Origin of the sequence: Pseudomonas sp. ES3-33 (genome assembly GCF_000952175.1) — a bacterium.
In the GTDB taxonomy this organism is placed as follows: domain Bacteria; phylum Pseudomonadota; class Gammaproteobacteria; order Pseudomonadales; family Pseudomonadaceae; genus Aquipseudomonas; species Aquipseudomonas gregormendelii.
The window spans coordinates 221,712-238,990 of record NZ_JZRI01000074.1; the positions used below are offsets into that span (position 1 = coordinate 221,712).

15 protein-coding genes are annotated in these 17,279 nt (G+C 61.3%); 10 read left to right on the plus strand and 5 right to left on the minus strand.

Features of this window, described 5'->3' with window-relative positions:
• Positions 1-82 precede the first annotated feature (82 nt).
• Positions 83-601, plus strand: a complete 519-nt coding sequence (locus tag UB23_RS14115; RefSeq protein ID WP_045059928.1) for a glycine cleavage system protein R — start codon at positions 83-85, stop codon at positions 599-601.
• A 215-nt stretch (positions 602-816) separates the two neighbouring features.
• Here UB23_RS14115 and rarD read toward each other — a convergent pair whose 3' ends face one another.
• The 5 genes from rarD to UB23_RS14140 all read right to left on the minus strand — a co-directional run bounded on the left by rarD (position 817) and on the right by UB23_RS14140 (position 6,629).
• Entirely contained in the window at positions 817-1,704 is an 888-nt protein-coding gene (gene rarD, locus UB23_RS14120; protein ID WP_045059929.1) for an EamA family transporter RarD, read from the minus strand.
• A 132-nt stretch (positions 1,705-1,836) separates the two neighbouring features.
• Complete coding sequence (locus UB23_RS14125; RefSeq protein ID WP_045059930.1) at positions 1,837-2,811, minus strand: serine/threonine protein kinase; 975 nt, start codon at positions 2,809-2,811, stop codon at positions 1,837-1,839.
• A gap of 213 nt (positions 2,812-3,024) precedes the next feature.
• A complete protein-coding gene (locus UB23_RS14130; protein WP_045059931.1) occupies positions 3,025-4,926 on the minus strand; it encodes a PhoX family protein in 1,902 nt (633 codons plus the stop codon).
• Positions 4,927-4,984: 58 nt separating this feature from the next.
• Positions 4,985-5,749, minus strand: coding sequence for a TOBE domain-containing protein (locus tag UB23_RS14135; protein WP_045059932.1), 765 nt, complete (start codon positions 5,747-5,749; stop codon positions 4,985-4,987).
• 136 nt (positions 5,750-5,885) lie between these two features.
• Entirely contained in the window at positions 5,886-6,629 is a 744-nt protein-coding gene (locus UB23_RS14140; protein ID WP_045059933.1) for a ComF family protein, read from the minus strand.
• 89 nt (positions 6,630-6,718) lie between these two features.
• Between UB23_RS14140 and bioB the strand changes: the two genes are divergently transcribed.
• The 9 genes from bioB (at position 6,719) to UB23_RS14185 (ending at position 17,221) form a co-directional block, all read left to right on the plus strand.
• The gene (bioB, locus tag UB23_RS14145) at positions 6,719-7,774 is read left to right on the plus strand and encodes a biotin synthase BioB (protein WP_045059934.1); all 1,056 of its coding nucleotides are present in this window, start codon (positions 6,719-6,721) and stop codon (positions 7,772-7,774) included.
• A 169-nt stretch (positions 7,775-7,943) separates the two neighbouring features.
• Positions 7,944-9,122 carry an 8-amino-7-oxononanoate synthase gene (gene bioF / locus UB23_RS14150; protein ID WP_045059935.1) on the plus strand — a complete coding sequence of 393 codons (1,179 nt, stop codon included), beginning with the start codon at positions 7,944-7,946 and terminating at the stop codon, positions 9,120-9,122.
• Positions 9,115-9,846 carry an alpha/beta fold hydrolase gene (locus tag UB23_RS14155; RefSeq protein WP_045059936.1) on the plus strand — a complete coding sequence of 244 codons (732 nt, stop codon included), beginning with the start codon at positions 9,115-9,117 and terminating at the stop codon, positions 9,844-9,846. The genes bioF and UB23_RS14155 overlap by 8 nt, the downstream gene beginning before the upstream one ends.
• Positions 9,839-10,651 (plus strand): malonyl-ACP O-methyltransferase BioC, encoded by an 813-nt coding sequence (gene bioC / locus UB23_RS14160; protein ID WP_045059937.1) that lies wholly within the window; start codon positions 9,839-9,841, stop codon positions 10,649-10,651. The genes UB23_RS14155 and bioC overlap by 8 nt, the downstream gene beginning before the upstream one ends.
• On the plus strand, positions 10,648-11,328 hold the full coding sequence (gene bioD / locus UB23_RS14165; RefSeq protein ID WP_045059938.1) for a dethiobiotin synthase: 681 nt from the start codon (positions 10,648-10,650) through the stop codon (positions 11,326-11,328). The genes bioC and bioD overlap by 4 nt, the downstream gene beginning before the upstream one ends.
• Before the next feature lie 107 nt (positions 11,329-11,435).
• Positions 11,436-11,732, plus strand: coding sequence for a hypothetical protein (locus tag UB23_RS14170; RefSeq protein ID WP_045059939.1), 297 nt, complete (start codon positions 11,436-11,438; stop codon positions 11,730-11,732).
• Positions 11,733-12,008: 276 nt separating this feature from the next.
• On the plus strand, positions 12,009-13,814 hold the full coding sequence (locus UB23_RS14175; RefSeq protein ID WP_045059940.1) for a phenylacyl-CoA dehydrogenase: 1,806 nt from the start codon (positions 12,009-12,011) through the stop codon (positions 13,812-13,814).
• Between the two features lie 230 nt (positions 13,815-14,044).
• Positions 14,045-15,334: a GGDEF domain-containing protein gene (locus UB23_RS14180; protein ID WP_045059941.1), complete on the plus strand. Its 1,290-nt coding sequence runs from the start codon at positions 14,045-14,047 to the stop codon at positions 15,332-15,334.
• A gap of 90 nt (positions 15,335-15,424) precedes the next feature.
• Positions 15,425-17,221, plus strand: a complete 1,797-nt coding sequence (locus UB23_RS14185; protein ID WP_045059942.1) for an acyl-CoA dehydrogenase C-terminal domain-containing protein — start codon at positions 15,425-15,427, stop codon at positions 17,219-17,221.
• Positions 17,222-17,279 lie beyond the last annotated feature (58 nt).

Here is a 17,279-nt window from a genome sequence, read left to right on the forward strand (position 1 = left end):
TGCTCGCGATGACGGCAGACGATTCAACACAGAATCTCCCCTTGCCTATACTTCCTTTTCTATAACAAAAGAGGGCTGCGCCATGGACCACCTCGTACTCACAGTTTTCGCTCCGGACAAGCCTGGGCAGGTCGAGCGCATCGCCCAGTGCATTGCCGAGCACGGCGGTAACTGGCTGGAAAGCCGAATGTCGCGGATGGCCGGGCAGTTCGCCGGGATCCTGCGGGTGGGGGTGCCGGCCGAAGCCTATGACGAATTGGTCGATGCGCTGCAAGCCTTGTCCGCCCACGGGATCCGTGTGCTGATCGCCGAAAGTGGCATTGAACAGTCCTGCACCTGGAAGCCGATCGCCATGGAGTTGGTGGGCAATGATCGTCCGGGGATCGTGCGCGACATCACTCGCCTGCTCAGCGAGCAGGGCGTGAATCTCGAGCGGCTGGTTACCGAGGTACGTCCTGCACCCATGAGCAGCGAACCGCTGTTCCACGCCGAAGCGATTCTGGCGGTGCCGCTGACGCTTTCGCTTGATGTATTGCAGTCGCGCCTGGAAACGTTGGCCGATGATCTGATGGTGGAACTGGTGCTGCGCAGTGAGGCTTGAGAAGGTTATCCAAGTTAAACGTGCACCTGCCTGTGGATAACCTGTAGAGACAGCCCGCCAGCCCAGGCGGGCCGGGCCTCTTCAAGAGTTGATCAAAAAACCAGCAGTTTCAATCACTTGCGCACAATCGCAGGGGATCACGCTGTGGATAACCTTGGGGCAGTTGGTTGCAGGCCACGAGCGTCGTGGCCTGCAGAGGTTTGAGTGTTTTTTGATCAGCTGCGCCGGCGCAAATTTATCACGGCATCGACGCTGTAAACCGCCAGGCCTGCCCAGATAAAGATGAAGGCCACCAGGGTGCTGGAAGACAGGTGCTCATCAAACAACAGTACCGCCTGCAGTAGCACCAGCGTTGGCGCCAGGTACTGGAGAAATCCCAGGGTTGTGTAGGGCAAGTGGCGTGCGGCGGCGTTGAAGCATACCAGCGGTATCAGCGTCACCGGCCCGGCAGCCACCAGCCACCAGGCTTCGGACGTGGTCCAGAACTGTGCTTGCGCACTGCTCGCCGCGGGGTTGAACAGCAGCCATGCAACGGCGATTGGCACCAGCATCCAGGTTTCCACCACCAGGCCGGGCAGGGCCTTGACCGGCGCCTGCTTGCGAATCAAGCCGTAGAAACCGAAGGTCAATGCCAGTACCAGCGACACCCAGGGCAGGCTGCCGACTTGCCATACCTGTTGTGCCACGCCAGCCGCCGCGAGGCCCACCGCCAGCCACTGCATGCGTCGCAGGCGCTCGCCGAGGATCAGCATGCCCAACAGCACGTTTACCAGCGGGTTGATGTAGTAACCCAGGCTGGCTTCGAGCATGCGCCCATTGTTTACCGACCACACGTAGGTCAGCCAGTTGGCCGCAATGAGCGTACCGCTCAAGGCCAGTATCGCCAGCCGTTTAGGGTTGTCACGCAATTCGCGCCACCAGCCTGGGTGCTTCCAGACCATCAGCAGCAAGGCGCCGAATAGCGCCGACCAGAGCACGCGGTGGATGATGATCTCCACGGCGGGGACGCTGGCGATGGCTTTGAAGTAGAGCGGGAAAAGTCCCCAGATGATGTAGGCACTCAGGCCCAGGATGTACCCGCGACGCGGGTTGGCGGCTTGCATGCAGAATCCTTGCTTAGGCAGCTAACAAAGAGGGGATTGTAGGGCGGTTGTATAGATGTGTCCTGTCGGAAAACAAAAAGATCGCAGCCTTCGGCAGCTCCTACAGCTGCCAGAGGCTGCGATCTTTTAATCTCAAAAAAGCTTCAGCGGTTCTTCGTTGAGCGCCGACAGTTGTTCACGCAGTGCCAACACCTGATCGCCCCAATACCGCTCAGTGCCGAACCACGGGAAGCTGTGGGGGAACGCCGGGTCATCCCAGCGCCTGGCCAGCCAGGCGCTGTAGTGCATCAGGCGTAGCGCGCGCAACGGTTCGATCAGCGCCAGTTCCCGTGGATCGAAGTCGTGGAACTCGTTATAGCCGTCCATCAGTTCTGACAACTGGCCGAGGCATTCCTGGCGATCGCCGGCAAGCATCATCCAGATGTCCTGCACTGCAGGGCCCATGCGGCAATCATCGAGGTCGACGATGTGAAACATCTCGTCTCGACACATCATGTTGCCGGGGTGGCAATCGCCGTGCATGCGGATGTTCTGGTGTGGAGTGGCCTTATAGACCTCTTCAACGCGCTTGAGCAGGTCCCTGGCCACTGACTCATAGGCGGGCAGCAGGCTCTTGGGAATGAAATTACCTTCAAGCAACGTCGCCAGCGAGGCATGGCCGAAGTTCTGCACGCCCAATGCTTCGCGATGTTCGAACGGTTTGGTCGCGCCCACGGCGTGCAGACGCCCGAGCAATTGACCCAGGCGGTACAGCTGGTCGAGGTTGCCTGGCTCCGGCGCGCGGCCCCCACGGCGCGGGAACAGGGTGAAACGAAAACCGTTGTGCTCGTGCAGGCTGGCACCGTTATGAATCATTGGCGCCACCACGGGCACATCGCATTCGGCGAGCTCGAAGGTGAACTGGTGCTCTTCAAGAATCGCTTCGTTGGTCCAGCGCTGTGGGCGGTAGAACTTGGCGATCAGCGGTTCACCGTCTTCGATGCCGACTTGATAGACACGGTTTTCGTAGCTGTTGAGGGCCAGGATGCGGGCGTCGCTGAGAAAACCGATGCTTTCGACGGCATCGAGCACAAGATCTGGGGTGAGGGTTGCAAACGGGTGGGCCATGCTGACTCCTGCGCGCAGCAGGCTGCCGCGTCCGGCCAAGCATGGTAGCGCAGACGGGGCTTGTTTAGGGGGTGGGGTTGAGATGTGTGTCGTCCGGGCGGACGCCTTCGCGGGCAAGTCGAATCGTCGCACCGCCGCTCCCACAGGGTTGGCGCCGACTCTAAAGTGGCGCATGGAGCTGTGTGAGCAAGGCTTGCCCGCGATGAAGTTTTATCAGGCGCCGACCACGCCGCCATCTTCACGGCTGATAGCCATTACCGAAGACCGTGGCTTACCGTTCGGCAGATGCTCGGGAAAGGTCGAACCGCCGTTCTCCCCCGGATGCTGGATGCCGACAAACAGGGTTTTATGGTCTGGCGAGAAGCTGATCCCGGTGACTTCGCAGCCGACCGGGCCCACCATGAACCGGCGGATTTCGCCCGTCACCGGGTCGGCGCAGAGCATCTGGTTGTTGCCCATGCCCGCGAAGTCGCCGGCATTGCTTGAGTCGCCATCGGTGAGAATCCACAACCGGCCGGCATCGTCGAATCCCAGGCCGTCCGGGCTGTTGAACATGTTCTGCGGCGTGATGTTCGACGAGCCACCCTTTGGCGTACCGGCATGAACGCCCGGATTGCCGGCAACGACGAACAGGTCCCAGGCAAAACTGTTGGCGCCGTGATCATCGCGATCGGTGCGCCAGCGCAGGATCTGCCCGTAGACATTCTTCTCCCGCGGGTTAGGGCCGCCCACCGGCTGGCCCTCTTCGCCACGCTTGGCATTGTTGGTCAGAGTGCAGTAGACCTGGCCGTCCTTGGGGCTGACGACGATCCATTCCGGGCGGTCCATGCGGGTGGCATGGACCACGCTGGCAGCCAGGCGTGCATGGATCAGCACGTGCGCCTGGTCGGCAAAACCGCTACTGGCATCGATCCCGTTCTTGCCGTGGGTCAACTCGATCCACTCGCCATGACCTTTTGGATGATCTGCATGGCTGTCGCCAGCGTCGAACCGTGCGACGTACAAGGTGCCGTGATCCAGCAAGTCGCGGTTGGCCTTGGCATCTGCATGATTGATCTTGTCGCGGCTGACGAACTTGTAGATGAACTCGCCGCGCTCGTCATCGCCCATGTAGACCACGGCGTGACCGTCGGCAGTTTCTGCCAGCGCAGCGTTTTCATGCTTGAAGCGGCCCAGGGCAGTGCGCTTCTTCGGCGTCGATTGGGGGTCGAACGGGTCGATCTCCACCACCCAGCCGTGACGGTTGAGCTCGTTGGGATTCTTCGCCATGTCGAAGCGCGGGTCGTGGGGGTGCCAGTTGATTTCCTTGCTGGCGGCGACCACGCCATAGCGTTTTTGCGCGGCATCGAACGGCTGTCCGGCGTCGCTGCTGCCAAAGCAGTCAGTGAAGTTTTCTTCGCACGTCAGGTAAGTGCCCCATGGCGTCTTGCCGTTGGCGCAGTTCTGGAAAGTACCGAGGACATGTTTGCCCTGTGGGTCTGCGCTGGTTTTCACCAGCGCATGCCCGGCTGCAGGACCGCTCAGGTCGATGGGCGCGTTGCCATGGATGCGCCGGTTGTAGCGCGAGCCCTGGACGAAGTGCCATTGGTCGCCCTTGCGCTGCACTTCGATCACCGACACGCCTTCGCAGGCCAGGGCTTTGTGCACGTCGGCCGCCGATTGCGGCATGCCACCGTGGGGGTAGAGATAGCGGTAGTTGGTGTATTCGTTGTTGATCGCCATCAGCGCGCGGTCTTTTTCTCCGGGAAACTCGAAGAGGCTCATGCCGTCGTTGTTGTCGCCGAACTGCAATTCCTGTTGCTCGGCGGTGCCGTTGCCGCTTGGATCGAAGGCCGGGCCATCCTTGTGCAGCGGCTGTCCCCAACTGATCAGCACCGAAGACCGGTAGCCCGGAGGCAGGCTGATGGCGTCGTTGGTCGCGGCAGGGATGCTGTCGAAACCCAGAAGCTGGCTGGTGCCGGCGCTGACGCTGGCGGCCAGGACGCTGCGGCTCAGCAGGCTACCGCCCATGAACATGGCCGCGCCGCAGAGCGCTCCGGCGCTGATAAAGCCGCGGCGGCTGAGGCCGACCATTTTTTCGAGGTCAGTGGACTGGTTTTCTTCTAGTAGGTTCACATCAGGCTCCCTGCAGGATTTTGCAGCCACCTTAAAGCGCATTAATGACGCTAATGTTTCAGAGCGGTGTACCCAACAGTACGTTGGAGGGAGCAAATTGCACCTGTACCGGTTTGCCGACGTCCAGGACCAGTGTTCGCAGGTGTAGCGGCTCGGCCAGCGCGCAGAGGGTCTGGCCGTTGGGCAGGCTGATGCGCACTTCACTCGGGCCGTCCTCGGCGTCGATTATTGCTTCGATCCTGCCCTGCAGGCAGTTGGTGCCGGGTGTCGACTGTTGATCCATGCCCAGCAACTCAAGCCAGCCGGCCTTGATCAGCGCCACCACCTCGGTACCGGTCTGCAGTTCCAGGCGCAGGGTGCTGTCGTGAGTGATCTGCGTGTCGATGACCAGCCCTGCGGCCAACTCCAGGCGGATCCGGTCGTTGCGCCCCTGGGCGGTGATCGCAACGACTTTGCCGTGCAGTTGATTGCGCGCGCTGGTCCTGAGCATCAAGCGACCGAGCAGGTTCAGGTCGCTGGCTTCCTCAGCCGTTTCCAGCACCTGGGCCTGCACGACCTGGAGCTTCTGATACAGGCGCAACACCCGCTCACCTTCACTGGAAAGCCTGGCGCCGCCACCGCCCTTGCCGCCGACGCTGCGTTCCACCAGGGGTTTTTGCGCCAGGTTGTTCAGCTCATCGATGGCGTCCCAGGCAGCCTTGTAACTGAGCCCGGCGCTTTTCGCCGCGCGGGTGATCGAGCCCTGTTCGGCGATGTGCTGCAGCAGGGCGATGCGCTGCGGGCGTCGAACGATGTGCTGGGATAATAACGTTGGCAGTGACATGGCAGGGCGCTTTGGTTGTGGCGACTTGCAGGACGTTGGCGCCTGGGCGCCTGGTAGTCAAGCCTGTGGACTGCGTCATCGTCCATCGCGGGCAAGCCTTGCTCCCACAGGATTCGCCCCAAAGGTTGGGGGGCGGTCAAGCCTTGCTCTCAGAGGGTTTTGGGGTGCGCGCCAGGCAGTAGACGTCCACCTGGGTAGCGCCGGCTTCCATCAACAGGCGCGCGACGGCCTGGGCGGTAGCGCCGGTGGTCAGCACGTCGTCGACCAGTGCCAGGTGGCGGCCCTTGATTGAGGCATCGAGGGTCAGGGCGAAAGCCTCACGCAAGTTCTTTTTCCGGGCATCAGCCTTCAGGTCCTGCTGCGCGCTGGTGTCCTGAACCCGCAGCACCAGCTTCTCGTCGCAGGGGATTTGCAGTAGTTCACCCAGCCAGCGAGCCAGCATCGCCGCCTGATTGAAGCCCCGCTGGCGCAAGCGCCGGGTAGCCATGGGAACCGGCACCAGCGCGTCCGGGCGCTGCATGCCTTCGTCAAAGCGATGCTGCAGGTATTGTGCGAGAAGTTCGCCGAGCAGGCGCCCATATGGCCATTTTGCGCTGTGTTTGAAGCGGGTGATCAGGCTGTCCACCGGGAAGTCGTAAAGCCAGGGCACAGCGACCTGTTTAAAAGCTGGCGGTTGCTTCATGCACTGCCCGCAGGTCATGCCTGGCGCGAACAAGGGCAGTGCGCAGGTCTGGCATTGATCGCCCAGCCATGGCAGCTCGGTTTCACAGGCCATGCAGATCGGGGCGGTCTCTTCGGCATCTTCCTGGCACAGCAAACAAGACTGTTTGTTTTTTAACCAGATGTAAACCGGTCCATCGTAACGTGGTTGACAGCGCATCGCTCTTCCTTAAATATGCCGAACATCCGTGTCGCGCCTGTGGTTATTCCATAACCGGCGCCTGCCAAGCATAAAACAAGGAAACGCCCATGAGCGCCAGCACCACTGCAAACCTGCGTCATGATTGGTCTTTGGCCGAAGTCAAAGCGCTCTTCGTGCAGCCATTCAATGACCTGCTGTTCCAGGCGCAGACGGTGCACCGCGCGCATTTCGACGCCAATCGCGTCCAGGTTTCCACGCTGCTGTCGATCAAGACGGGTGCCTGCCCGGAAGATTGCAAATATTGTCCGCAGTCGGGTCACTACAACACCGGGCTGGAAAAAGAAAAGCTGATGGAAGTGCAGAAGGTCCTCGAAGAGGCCGCTCGCGCCAAGGCCATCGGATCGACGCGATTCTGCATGGGCGCGGCCTGGAAGCATCCTTCGGCCAAGGACATGCCCTATGTGCTGGAGATGGTCAAAGGTGTGAAAGCCATGGGCCTGGAAACCTGCATGACCCTGGGACGTCTCGATCAGGACCAGACCGAGGCGCTGGCCCAGGCGGGCCTGGACTATTACAACCACAACCTCGACACGTCGCCGGAGTTCTACGGCAGCATCATCACCACCCGCACCTACGGCGAGCGCCTGCAAACCCTGGCCTATGTGCGTGATTCGGGGATGAAGATCTGTTCCGGCGGAATCCTGGGCATGGGCGAGTCCCTCGATGACCGCGCCAACCTGCTGATCCAGCTGGCCAACCTGCCGGAGCATCCGGAGTCGGTGCCGATCAACATGCTGGTGAAAGTTGCCGGCACGCCGCTGGAAAATGCCGAGGACATCGACCCCTTTGACTTCATCCGCATGTTGGCGGTCGCGCGCATCCTCATGCCGCAATCCCACGTGCGCCTGTCTGCGGGCCGTGAGGCGATGAACGAGCAGATGCAGGCCCTGGCATTTTTCGCCGGCGCCAACTCGATTTTCTACGGCGACAAGCTGCTGACCACTGCCAACCCGCAGGCTGACAAGGACATGCAGTTGTTCTCGCGCCTGGGGATACTGCCGGAAGCACGTGAAGAACATGCCGATGAGGTGCATCAGGCGGCGATCGAGCAGGCGCTGGTGGAGCAGAAAAGTAGCGAGCAGTTCTATAACGCGGCCGTTTGAAGATCCCGCTGCCGCTGATTGGAATACAAACCCTGTGGGAGTGAGCCTGCTCGCGATACGTTAGACCAGTCGGCATCGATATTGAGTGTTCTGGCCTCATCGCGAGCAGGCTCGCTCCCACAGGGGGCGTGCTCACATTGTTTTATGGGATTTGACCTTCGAGGCCTGCATGTCTTTTGATCTCGCCGCACGCCTGGCAGCCCGTCGTGCCGAAAACCTCTACCGCCACCGCCCGCTGCTCGAAAGTCCCCAGGGCCCGCAAGTGGTGGTCGATGGTCAGCCGTTGCTCGCCTTCTGCAACAACGACTACCTTGGCCTGGCCAATCACCCCCAAGTGATTGAAGCCTGGCGTGCTGGCGCGTCCAAGTGGGGCGTGGGGGGTGGGGCCTCGCATCTGGTGATCGGCCATAGCGGGCCGCACCACGCACTCGAAGAAGCCTTGGCTGACCTGACTGGTCGCCCCCGCGCCTTGTTGTTCACCACCGGTTACATGGCCAACCTGGGCGCAGTGACCGCGTTGGTGGGGCAGGGCGATACAGTGCTGCAAGACCGCCTCAATCATGCGTCATTGCTGGACGCCGGCCTGCTGTCCGGCGCGCGCTTCAATCGTTACCTGCATAACGACCCGACAAGCCTGGCCAAGCGGCTCGAAAAAGCCACCGGCAATACCCTGGTGGTTACCGACGGCGTGTTCAGCATGGACGGCGATATCGCCGACCTGCCCGCCCTGGCGCGTGAAGCCCGGGCCAAGGGCGCGTGGTTGATGGTCGACGATGCCCACGGTTTTGGGGCGATGGGTGCCAACGGCGGTGGGATCGTCGAGCATTTCGGCCTGAGCCAGGAGGATGTTCCGGTGCTCGTCGGCACGCTGGGCAAGGCCTTCGGCACAGCGGGAGCCTTTGTTGCCGGCAGCGAAGAGCTCATCGAAAGCCTGATCCAGTTCGCGCGCCCCTATATTTACACCACCAGTCAGCCTCCCGCCCTGGCATGCGCCACCCTCAAAAGCCTCGAGCTGCTGCGCAGCGAACACTGGCGGCGGGCGCACTTGAAGACGTTGATCGGCCAGTTCCGCCAGGGGGCGCAGCAGATCGGCCTGGAGTTGATGGACAGCTTCACGCCGATCCAGCCGATCATGATCGGTGACGCCGGGCGTGCGGTTCGCCTGTCACAGATGCTGCGCGAGCGCGGCCTGATGGTGACTGCAATTCGCCCACCCACTGTGCCTGCCGGCAGCGCCCGGTTGCGCGTGACCCTGACCGCTGCGCACAGCGAAGCGCAGGTGCAGCTATTGTTAAACGCACTGGCAGATTGTTTTCAACAATTGGGAGCTGAGCCAAGCCATGCGTAATCGACTGATTCTGCTGCCAGGCTGGGGCCTCGGAATTTCGCCCCTGGAACCGTTGGCTGCGGCGTTGCACGGGCTGGATGAACACCTGAATGTCGAGATCGAGCCGCTGCCGGAGCTGGAGTCGAGTGATCTCGACGACTGGCTGGATGAACTCGACTCCACCGTACCTCAAGACGCCTGGCTGGGCGGCTGGTCGCTGGGCGGCATGCTGGCGGCCGAGTTGGCCGCCAGGCGCGGTGATCGCTGTTGCGGCCTGCTGACGCTGGCAAGCAATCCTTCGTTCGTTGCCCATGAACAATGGCCCAGTGCGATGCCCGGTGAGACTTTTGATGCTTTTTTGGCCGGTTGCCGCGACGATCCGCGAACGACCCTCAAGCGTTTTTCGCTGCTGTGCGCCCAGGGCGCCGAGGACTCGCGCGGTCTGTCACGGCTTTTGCTGGGCGGTGCTCCGCACAGCTCGCCAGCAGTGTTGATGAGCGGCCTGGAGTTGCTGGCGCAACTGGATACCCGCCAGGCATTGCAAGCTTTTCGCGGTCCGCAGTTGCACCTGTTCGCCGGCCTGGACGGGCTGGTACCCGCTGAAGCGGCAGGCGACTTGCTGGCGCTGCTGCCGGATGTCGAAATCGGTCTGATTGAACAGGCCGGTCACGCTTTTCTTCTGGAGGACCCGCACGGAGTGGCCGGGGCGATCCAGGCCTTTTTGCATGAGAGCGGCGATGACTGATTTGTCCCTTCCCAACCTGTCTGGCGGTTTGCCGGACAAGCGCCAGGTGGCGGCCTCCTTTTCCAGGGCCGCGGGCACCTACGACAGCGTGGCCGAATTGCAGCGCGATGTTGGCAGCGAGTTATTGCGTCGCTTGCCGGAAGATTTTTCTGCGGGTCGCTGGCTGGACCTGGGCTGTGGCACTGGCTACTTCAGTCGTGCACTGGGCGAACGCTTTACCGGCGCGCAGGGTGTGGCGCTGGACATCGCCGAGGGCATGCTCGCGCACGCTCGGCCTCTGGGTGGTGCAACGCATTTCATCGCCGGGGACGCAGAGTGCCTGCCGCTGCAGGATGCGAGCTGTGACCTGATCTTCTCCAGCCTGGCGGTGCAGTGGTGCGCAGACTTCGCCTCGGTGCTCAGTGAAGCGCGGCGGGTGCTCAAACCGGGGGGTGTTTTCGCGTTTGCTAGTCTGTGTGTGGGCACGTTGTTCGAGTTGCGCGACAGCTGGCGCCGGGTGGACGGCATGGTGCACGTCAATCGCTTCCGCGAGCTGGGCATCTATCAGCATTTGTGCGCCGACAGTGGATTGCGTGTCGCGAGCTTGCAAACCCGTGCGCATGTACTGCATTACCCGGATGTGCGCAGCTTGACCCATGAGCTCAAGGCGTTGGGTGCACACAATATCAATCCGGGTCGGCCCGGTGGTCTGACCGGTCGGGCGCGGATCCTCGGCTTGATCGAGGCTTATGAGCAGTTTCGTCAGGCCGAAGGTCTGCCGGCGACTTATCAAGTGGTCTACGCGGTGCTGGAGAAACCCTTATGAGTGCAGCCTATTTCATTACCGGTACGGACACCGATGTGGGCAAGACCACCGTAGCCGCAGGCTTGCTGCATGCCGCGCGGTCGGCGGGCATGAGCACGGCAGCGGGCAAGCCGGTGGCCTCCGGCTGTGATGTGACACCCAAGGGGTTGCGCAATGCCGATGCCCTGGCATTGCTGGCAGAATGTTCCTTGCCGTTGACCTATGTGCAGGTCAATCCGGTCGCGTTCGAGCCCGCCATTGCCCCCCACCTGGCCGCCCGCGAAGCGGGCGTGGCGTTGACCGTGCAATCGCTGTTCATTCCCATGCAGCAGATTCTGGACATGCAGGCGGACTTCACATTGATCGAAGGCGCCGGCGGCTGGCGGGTGCCGCTAGCGGACCAGGATAATCTGTCGGACCTGGCGAAGGCGCTGAACCTGCCGGTGATCCTGGTGGTGGGTGTGCGCCTGGGCTGCATCAATCACGCGCTTTTGACAGCCGAAGCGATCGCCCGCGACGGCCTGCAGCTGGCGGGCTGGGTGGCCAATATCATCGATCCGAAGACTTCGCGCCTGGAGGAAAATCTCGCGACACTGGCCGAGCGAATCCCTGCGCCTTGCCTCGGCCGGGTCCCAAAACTCAAGCTGGTGAGCGCTGAAGCCGTGGCCGAGCATCTGCAGCTGGATCTGCTGGACTAGGTTTTGCCTATGACAAGGCACTGTGCCATTAGTGTTTTTGTCGGGTCTTTTGCCGGCAGGTCTGCTTCAATGAGGGTTGTTGATCCTTCACAAGGACGGATTCTGCGATGGAAATCTCAGGTAACAGCGCTTTTTATGCCGGGCTGGGTACGGTTCAAGCCGGGCAGAACCGCATCGACCAGGCTGCCGGGCAAATTGCCAACACCAGCCTCGAGCGGTCGGCGCTCAGTCAGTCTTCCGAACTCCAGGCCGGGCGCCTGCGTTCGGTCGATAGCAGTCAGCAGTCGGATGTGGCCAGCAACCTGATCGAAATGTCCCAGGGCAGGCTTCAAGCTGAGCTGGGTGTGAAGGTGGCCAAGGCTTCCGATGAAATGCTCGGAACGTTGATCGATACTTACGCCTGAATCGCCTCTCCTGCTACAAGCCTGACGCCGCGCCTCCGTGCGGCGTTTTTGTGCGTAAGTCCTTCTCCCTCAACTAATCTTTCATGTACCCCGCTGCATGCGCCAGCGGCCGGATTCGGCTGCGTGTTGAAAATGTCGCAGCCATGATGACGAACGGAAAAAGATCGGCGCTTGACAAGTTTTGGTCGTAAACGTATGTTTCAAACAACTGTTTGACCGCCACAAGAAATCAACGCGGTCGTTCATCCCCGGTTACATCAGCAGAGGTTTATCGCTATGCCTGACTACAAGGCCCCCTTGCGTGATATTCGCTTCGTTCGTGACGAGCTGCTCGGCTACGAAGCGCACTATTCGAGCCTTCCGGCTTGCGCAGACGCGACTCCGGACATGGTTGACGCCATTCTCGAAGAGGGCGCCAAGTTTTGTGAGCAGGTATTGGCTCCGCTGAACCGCGTGGGTGACACCGAAGGCTGCACCTGGAGCGAGTCTGGCGTTAAGACCCCGACTGGCTTCAAAGAGGCTTACAAGCAATTCGTCGAAGGCGGCTGGCCGAGCCTGGCTCACGACGTGGCGCACGGCGGCCAAGGCTTGCCGGAGTCACTGGGCCTGGCAGTCAGCGAAATGGTCGGTGAAGCGAACTGGTCGTGGGGCATGTACCCGGGCCTGTCCCATGGCGCGATGAACACCATTTCCGAGCACGGCACGCCTGAGCAGCAAGAGGCTTACCTGACCAAGCTGGTGTCTGGCGAGTGGACCGGTACCATGTGCCTGACCGAACCACACTGCGGTACCGACCTGGGCATGCTGCGCACCAAGGCCGAACCTCAGGCCGACGGTTCCTACAAAGTCTCCGGCACCAAGATCTTCATCTCGGCCGGCGAACACGACATGGCCGACAACATCGTCCACATCGTGTTGGCACGCCTGCCGGATGCACCGGCTGGCACCAAGGGCATTTCGCTGTTCATCGTTCCCAAGTTCATGCCGAACGCTGACGGTTCGATCGGCGAACGCAATGCTGTGACCTGTGGTTCCCTGGAACACAAGATGGGCATCCACGGTAACGCCACCTGCGTGATGAACTTCGACGCGGCCACCGGCTTCCTGATCGGCCCGGCGAACAAAGGCCTGAACTGCATGTTCACCTTTATGAACACCGCACGCCTGGGTACCGCGCTGCAAGGTCTGGCACATGCCGAGATCGGCTTCCAGGGCGGCCTGAAATACGCTCGCGATCGCTTGCAAATGCGCTCGCTGACTGGCCCGAAAGCACCGGAAAAAGCTGCGGACCCGATCATCGTGCACCCTGACGTGCGTCGCATGCTGTTGACCATGAAGGCCTTCGCTGAAGGTAACCGTGCAATGGTTTACTTCACTGCCAAACAGGTCGACATCGTCAAATACGGCGTAGACGAAGAAGAGAAGAAGAAAGCCGACGCACTGCTGGCGTTCATGACCCCGATTGCCAAGGCCTTCATGACTGAAGTCGGTTTTGAATCGGCCAACCACGGCGTACAGATCTATGGCGGCCACGGCTTCATCGCCGAGTGGGGCATGGAGCAGAACGTTCGCGACAGCCGCATTTCGATGCTGTACGAAGGCACCACCGGTATCCAGGCCCTCGACCTGCTGGGCCGTAAAGTGCTGATGACCCAAGGCGAAGCCCTCAAAGGTTTCACCAAGATTGTCCACAAGTTCTGCCAGACCAACGAAGGCAACGAAGCCGTCCAGGAGTTTGTCACCCCGTTGGCTGCGCTGAACAAAGAGTGGGGCGAGTTGACCATGAAGGTCGGCATGGCCGCCATGAAGGACCGCGAAGAAGTCGGCGCTGCTTCGGTGGATTACCTGATGTACTCCGGTTACGCCTGCCTGGCCTACTTCTGGGCTGACATGGCGCGCCTGGCTGCCGAAAAACTGGCTGCCGGCACGTCCGACGAGGCGTTCTACACCGCCAAGCTGCAGACCGCGCGCTTCTACTTCCAGCGCATCCTGCCGCGTACTCGTACGCACGTGGCAACCATGCTGTCGGGTGCTGGCAACCTGATGGACATGAAAGAAGAGAACTTCGCACTGGGCTACTAAGCCTCGGGCGGGTCCGACAAAACCGCTGCTTCCTCGGGAGCAGCGGTTTTTTTGTGCCTGTCATTTGCCGGGAGCAGCCAGGCGACGCATAAATATTTGCCCCGATCCATCAAGAAATGCACCTTTGGAGCCGTTATAGAAGATGGCCATATGACATCCCTTTCGGCGCTGTGTTTTACTGCAATCATTCACGCGCACTGCCATCAACCTTAACAGGCTGGAACTTACCCTTGCCGCGTCCATCCGCTGTACGTCTCAGCCATTTCCTGCCTTCATTGCTGCTCTTGATTGCGGGGCTCTCGGCTGCTTACGTCAAGGATCTCAACGTCTTTTTCACTTCGCTGTTCAATGTGTTGCCAACCCTGGTATTGCTGCTCGGCGGCGCCTATTGCGCGGTCTATCGGCGCCAGCGCGAATTGTTCCTGATGTTGACGGTGTACATCGCCTACTATCTGCTCGACACCCAGACCGACTTCTACCGCGACAACGGCAAAGTCCGCGATGATGCGGCGGTGGTGTTTCATCTGTGCTGCCTGTTACTGCCGCTGCTGTTCGCAGTATTCGCCGCCTGGCAGGAGCGCACTCATCTGTTCCAGGACATGCTGGCGCGCTTCGCGGTGTTACTGGCCGTTGGCAGTGTCGCGCTGGCGCTGGAGCAAAGTTATCCCCAGGCCCTGCTAATGTGGCTGGCGGAAATTCGCTGGCCCGCCGTGCACGGCGCCTGGATGAGCCTGATCCAGTTGGCCTATCCGGTGTTTATCGCGGCTTTCCTGCTGCTGGCGTGGCAATACTGGCGTCATCCCAGGCCTCTGCATGCCGCGCAATTGGTCGGCCTGCTCGGCCTGTTCTGGATGTTGCCGGAGACGTTCATCCTGCCGTTCACCCTGAACATCATGTGCAGCCAGGTGATGCTGATGATCGCGACGGCGGTGGCCCATGAAGCCTATCAAATGGCCTTTCGCGACGAGCTCACCGGCCTGCCGGGTCGGCGCGCCCTGAACGAACGCATGCAACGCCTGGGGCGCAATTATGTGCTGGCGATGAGCGACGTCGATCACTTCAAGAAATTCAACGATACCCATGGCCACGATGTCGGCGATCAGGTGCTGCGGCTGGTGGCCAGCAAGCTGTCCAGGGTCGGCGGAGGCGGGCGGGCGTATCGTTATGGTGGAGAGGAATTTGCCGTGGTGTTCGCCGGGAAAACCCTGGAGGAATGTTTGCCGCATCTGGAGTTCATCCGCGAATCCATCGCCACCTACAATATCCATCTGCGTAACCAGGACAGCCGCCCCCAGGATGATCAACAAGGACGCCAGCGGCGTGCGGGGGCGAGCGCGTCGAGTGTGTCGGTGACGGTCAGCATCGGCGTGGCCGAACGGCTGGAGCAGCGCACGCCAGATCGCGTGCTCAAGTCGGCGGACGAAGCGCTTTACAGCGCCAAGGGCGCGGGACGCAACTGCGTCGTGGTCTTTGGGCAGAACCGCCGGGGCGCGGTGCGCATGGAAGCCGCTACGGATTGAGTGATGATGGCGCATTCAGCGTCTGGACTGTGATTGTCCAGCGGGTTCGGCGGCAGTAGGTTGCAATGATCTGCTGCCGGAGAAATGACCATGCCCGAGTACAAAGCTCCCCTGCGCGACATGCGCTTTCTGATCGACCACGTCTTCGACTTTCACAGCAACTACGCGGCCCTCGGCGCCACTGACGCCAGCCCGGACATGGTCAGTGCGATCCTCGAAGAGGGCGCGAAGTTCTGCGAGAACGTGCTCGCACCGCTCAACCGCAGCGGTGACGAAGAAGGCTGTCATTTCGACAAGGGTGTGGTGACTACGCCGGCAGGCTTCAAGCAAGCCTTCGCGCAATACGTTGAAGGTGGCTGGCACGGCCTGGCGGCGGATCCGGCGTATGGTGGCCAGGGTTTGCCCAGCTCCCTGGGGCTGGTGATCAGCGAGATGGTCGGTTCCAGCAATACGTCCTGGGGCATGTACCCGGGGCTGACGCACGGCGCCATGTCGGCGATTCACGCCCACGGCACTCAAGAGCAGAAACAGACCTACCTGAGCAAACTCACCGCAGGCCAGTGGACCGGCACCATGTGCCTGACCGAAGCCCACTGCGGCACGGACCTGGGCATCATCAAGACCCGCGCCGTGCCTGCAGAGGATGGCGGCTATGCAGTCTCTGGCAGCAAGATCTTCATTTCGGCCGGCGAGCATGACCTGAGTGACAACATCATTCACCTGGTACTGGCGAAGCTGCCGGATGCACCCGCCGGCACCAAAGGGATCTCGCTGTTCATCGTGCCCAAGTTCCTCCCCGATAGCCAAGGTGAAGCCGGCGAGCGCAACGGCGTCACCTGCGGTTCTATCGAGCACAAGATGGGCATCAAGGCCTCGGCCACCTGCGTGCTGAACTTCGATGGCGCCACGGGTTACCTGATCGGCGAGCCGAACAAGGGCCTCAACTGCATGTTCACCATGATGAACCACGCCCGTCTAGGCACTGGCATGCAGGGGTTATGCCTGGGAGAAGCGAGTTTTCAGGGCGCCATCAAGTACGCCAACGATCGCCTGCAGATGCGCTCGCTGACCGGACCGAAAGCACCGGACAAGCCCGCCGATCCGATTATCGTGCACCCCGATGTGCGCCGCATGCTGCTGACCATGAAAGCCTTCAACGAAGGCAATCGGGCACTCACCTATTTCACCGCGCAGTTGCTGGACGCCGCGCACTTGAGCGCGGACGCAACGGCGCGACAGGACGCCGAGGACTTGCTGGCGTTCCTGACACCCATCTGCAAAGCCTTCATGACCGATACCGGCCTGGAGGTGACTAACCTCGGCATGCAGGTGTACGGCGGCCACGGGTTTATCCGCGAGTGGGGAATGGAGCAGTTGGTGCGGGACTGCCGCATTGCGCCGATCTATGAAGGCACCAACGGCATCCAGGCGCTGGACCTGCTGGGGCGCAAAGTGCTCGGCAGCCAGGGCAAGTTGCTGCGGGGCTTCACCAAGGTCGTGCACAAGTTCTGCGTCGCCAACGCCGCGCATCCTCAGTTGTCCAGCTACGTGGCGCAGTTGAACGATTTGAACCGGCAATGGGGCGAGGTGACCACCCAGGTGGGCATGGCCGCCATGAAAAACCCCGACGAAGTCGGCGCCGCCTCTGTGGATTACCTGATGTACAGCGGCTACATCATCCTTGGCTATCTGTGGTTGCGCATGGCGCTGGTCGCGCAGGCGCAGCTGGACGAGGGCGGCGGCGATGCCGATTACTGCCGGGCTAAACTGGCCACCAGCGAGTTCTACTTCAAGCGCCTGCTGCCACGAACAACGGCTCACCGGGCGGCTATCGAGGCGGGTAGCGACTGCCTGATGAAATTGCCGGCGCAATTGTTTGCGCTATAAGTCGTAAAGATCGCAGTCTTCGGTAGCTCCTGCGGGGGCCGGGTGGTGGCTGCGACGT

Coding starts and splice junctions, on each gene's coding strand:
- UB23_RS14115 (WP_045059928.1), top strand. CDS start 83: ATGGACCACCTCGTACTCACAGTTTTCGCTCCGGACAAGCCTGGGCAG.
- rarD (WP_045059929.1), bottom strand. CDS start 1,704: ATGCAAGCCGCCAACCCGCGTCGCGGGTACATCCTGGGCCTGAGTGCC.
- UB23_RS14125 (WP_045059930.1), bottom strand. CDS start 2,811: ATGGCCCACCCGTTTGCAACCCTCACCCCAGATCTTGTGCTCGATGCC.
- UB23_RS14135 (WP_045059932.1), bottom strand. CDS start 5,749: ATGTCACTGCCAACGTTATTATCCCAGCACATCGTTCGACGCCCGCAG.
- UB23_RS14140 (WP_045059933.1), bottom strand. CDS start 6,629: ATGCGCTGTCAACCACGTTACGATGGACCGGTTTACATCTGGTTAAAA.
- bioB (WP_045059934.1), top strand. CDS start 6,719: ATGAGCGCCAGCACCACTGCAAACCTGCGTCATGATTGGTCTTTGGCC.
- bioF (WP_045059935.1), top strand. CDS start 7,944: ATGTCTTTTGATCTCGCCGCACGCCTGGCAGCCCGTCGTGCCGAAAAC.
- UB23_RS14155 (WP_045059936.1), top strand. CDS start 9,115: ATGCGTAATCGACTGATTCTGCTGCCAGGCTGGGGCCTCGGAATTTCG.
- bioC (WP_045059937.1), top strand. CDS start 9,839: ATGACTGATTTGTCCCTTCCCAACCTGTCTGGCGGTTTGCCGGACAAG.
- bioD (WP_045059938.1), top strand. CDS start 10,648: ATGAGTGCAGCCTATTTCATTACCGGTACGGACACCGATGTGGGCAAG.
- UB23_RS14170 (WP_045059939.1), top strand. CDS start 11,436: ATGGAAATCTCAGGTAACAGCGCTTTTTATGCCGGGCTGGGTACGGTT.
- UB23_RS14175 (WP_045059940.1), top strand. CDS start 12,009: ATGCCTGACTACAAGGCCCCCTTGCGTGATATTCGCTTCGTTCGTGAC.
- UB23_RS14185 (WP_045059942.1), top strand. CDS start 15,425: ATGCCCGAGTACAAAGCTCCCCTGCGCGACATGCGCTTTCTGATCGAC.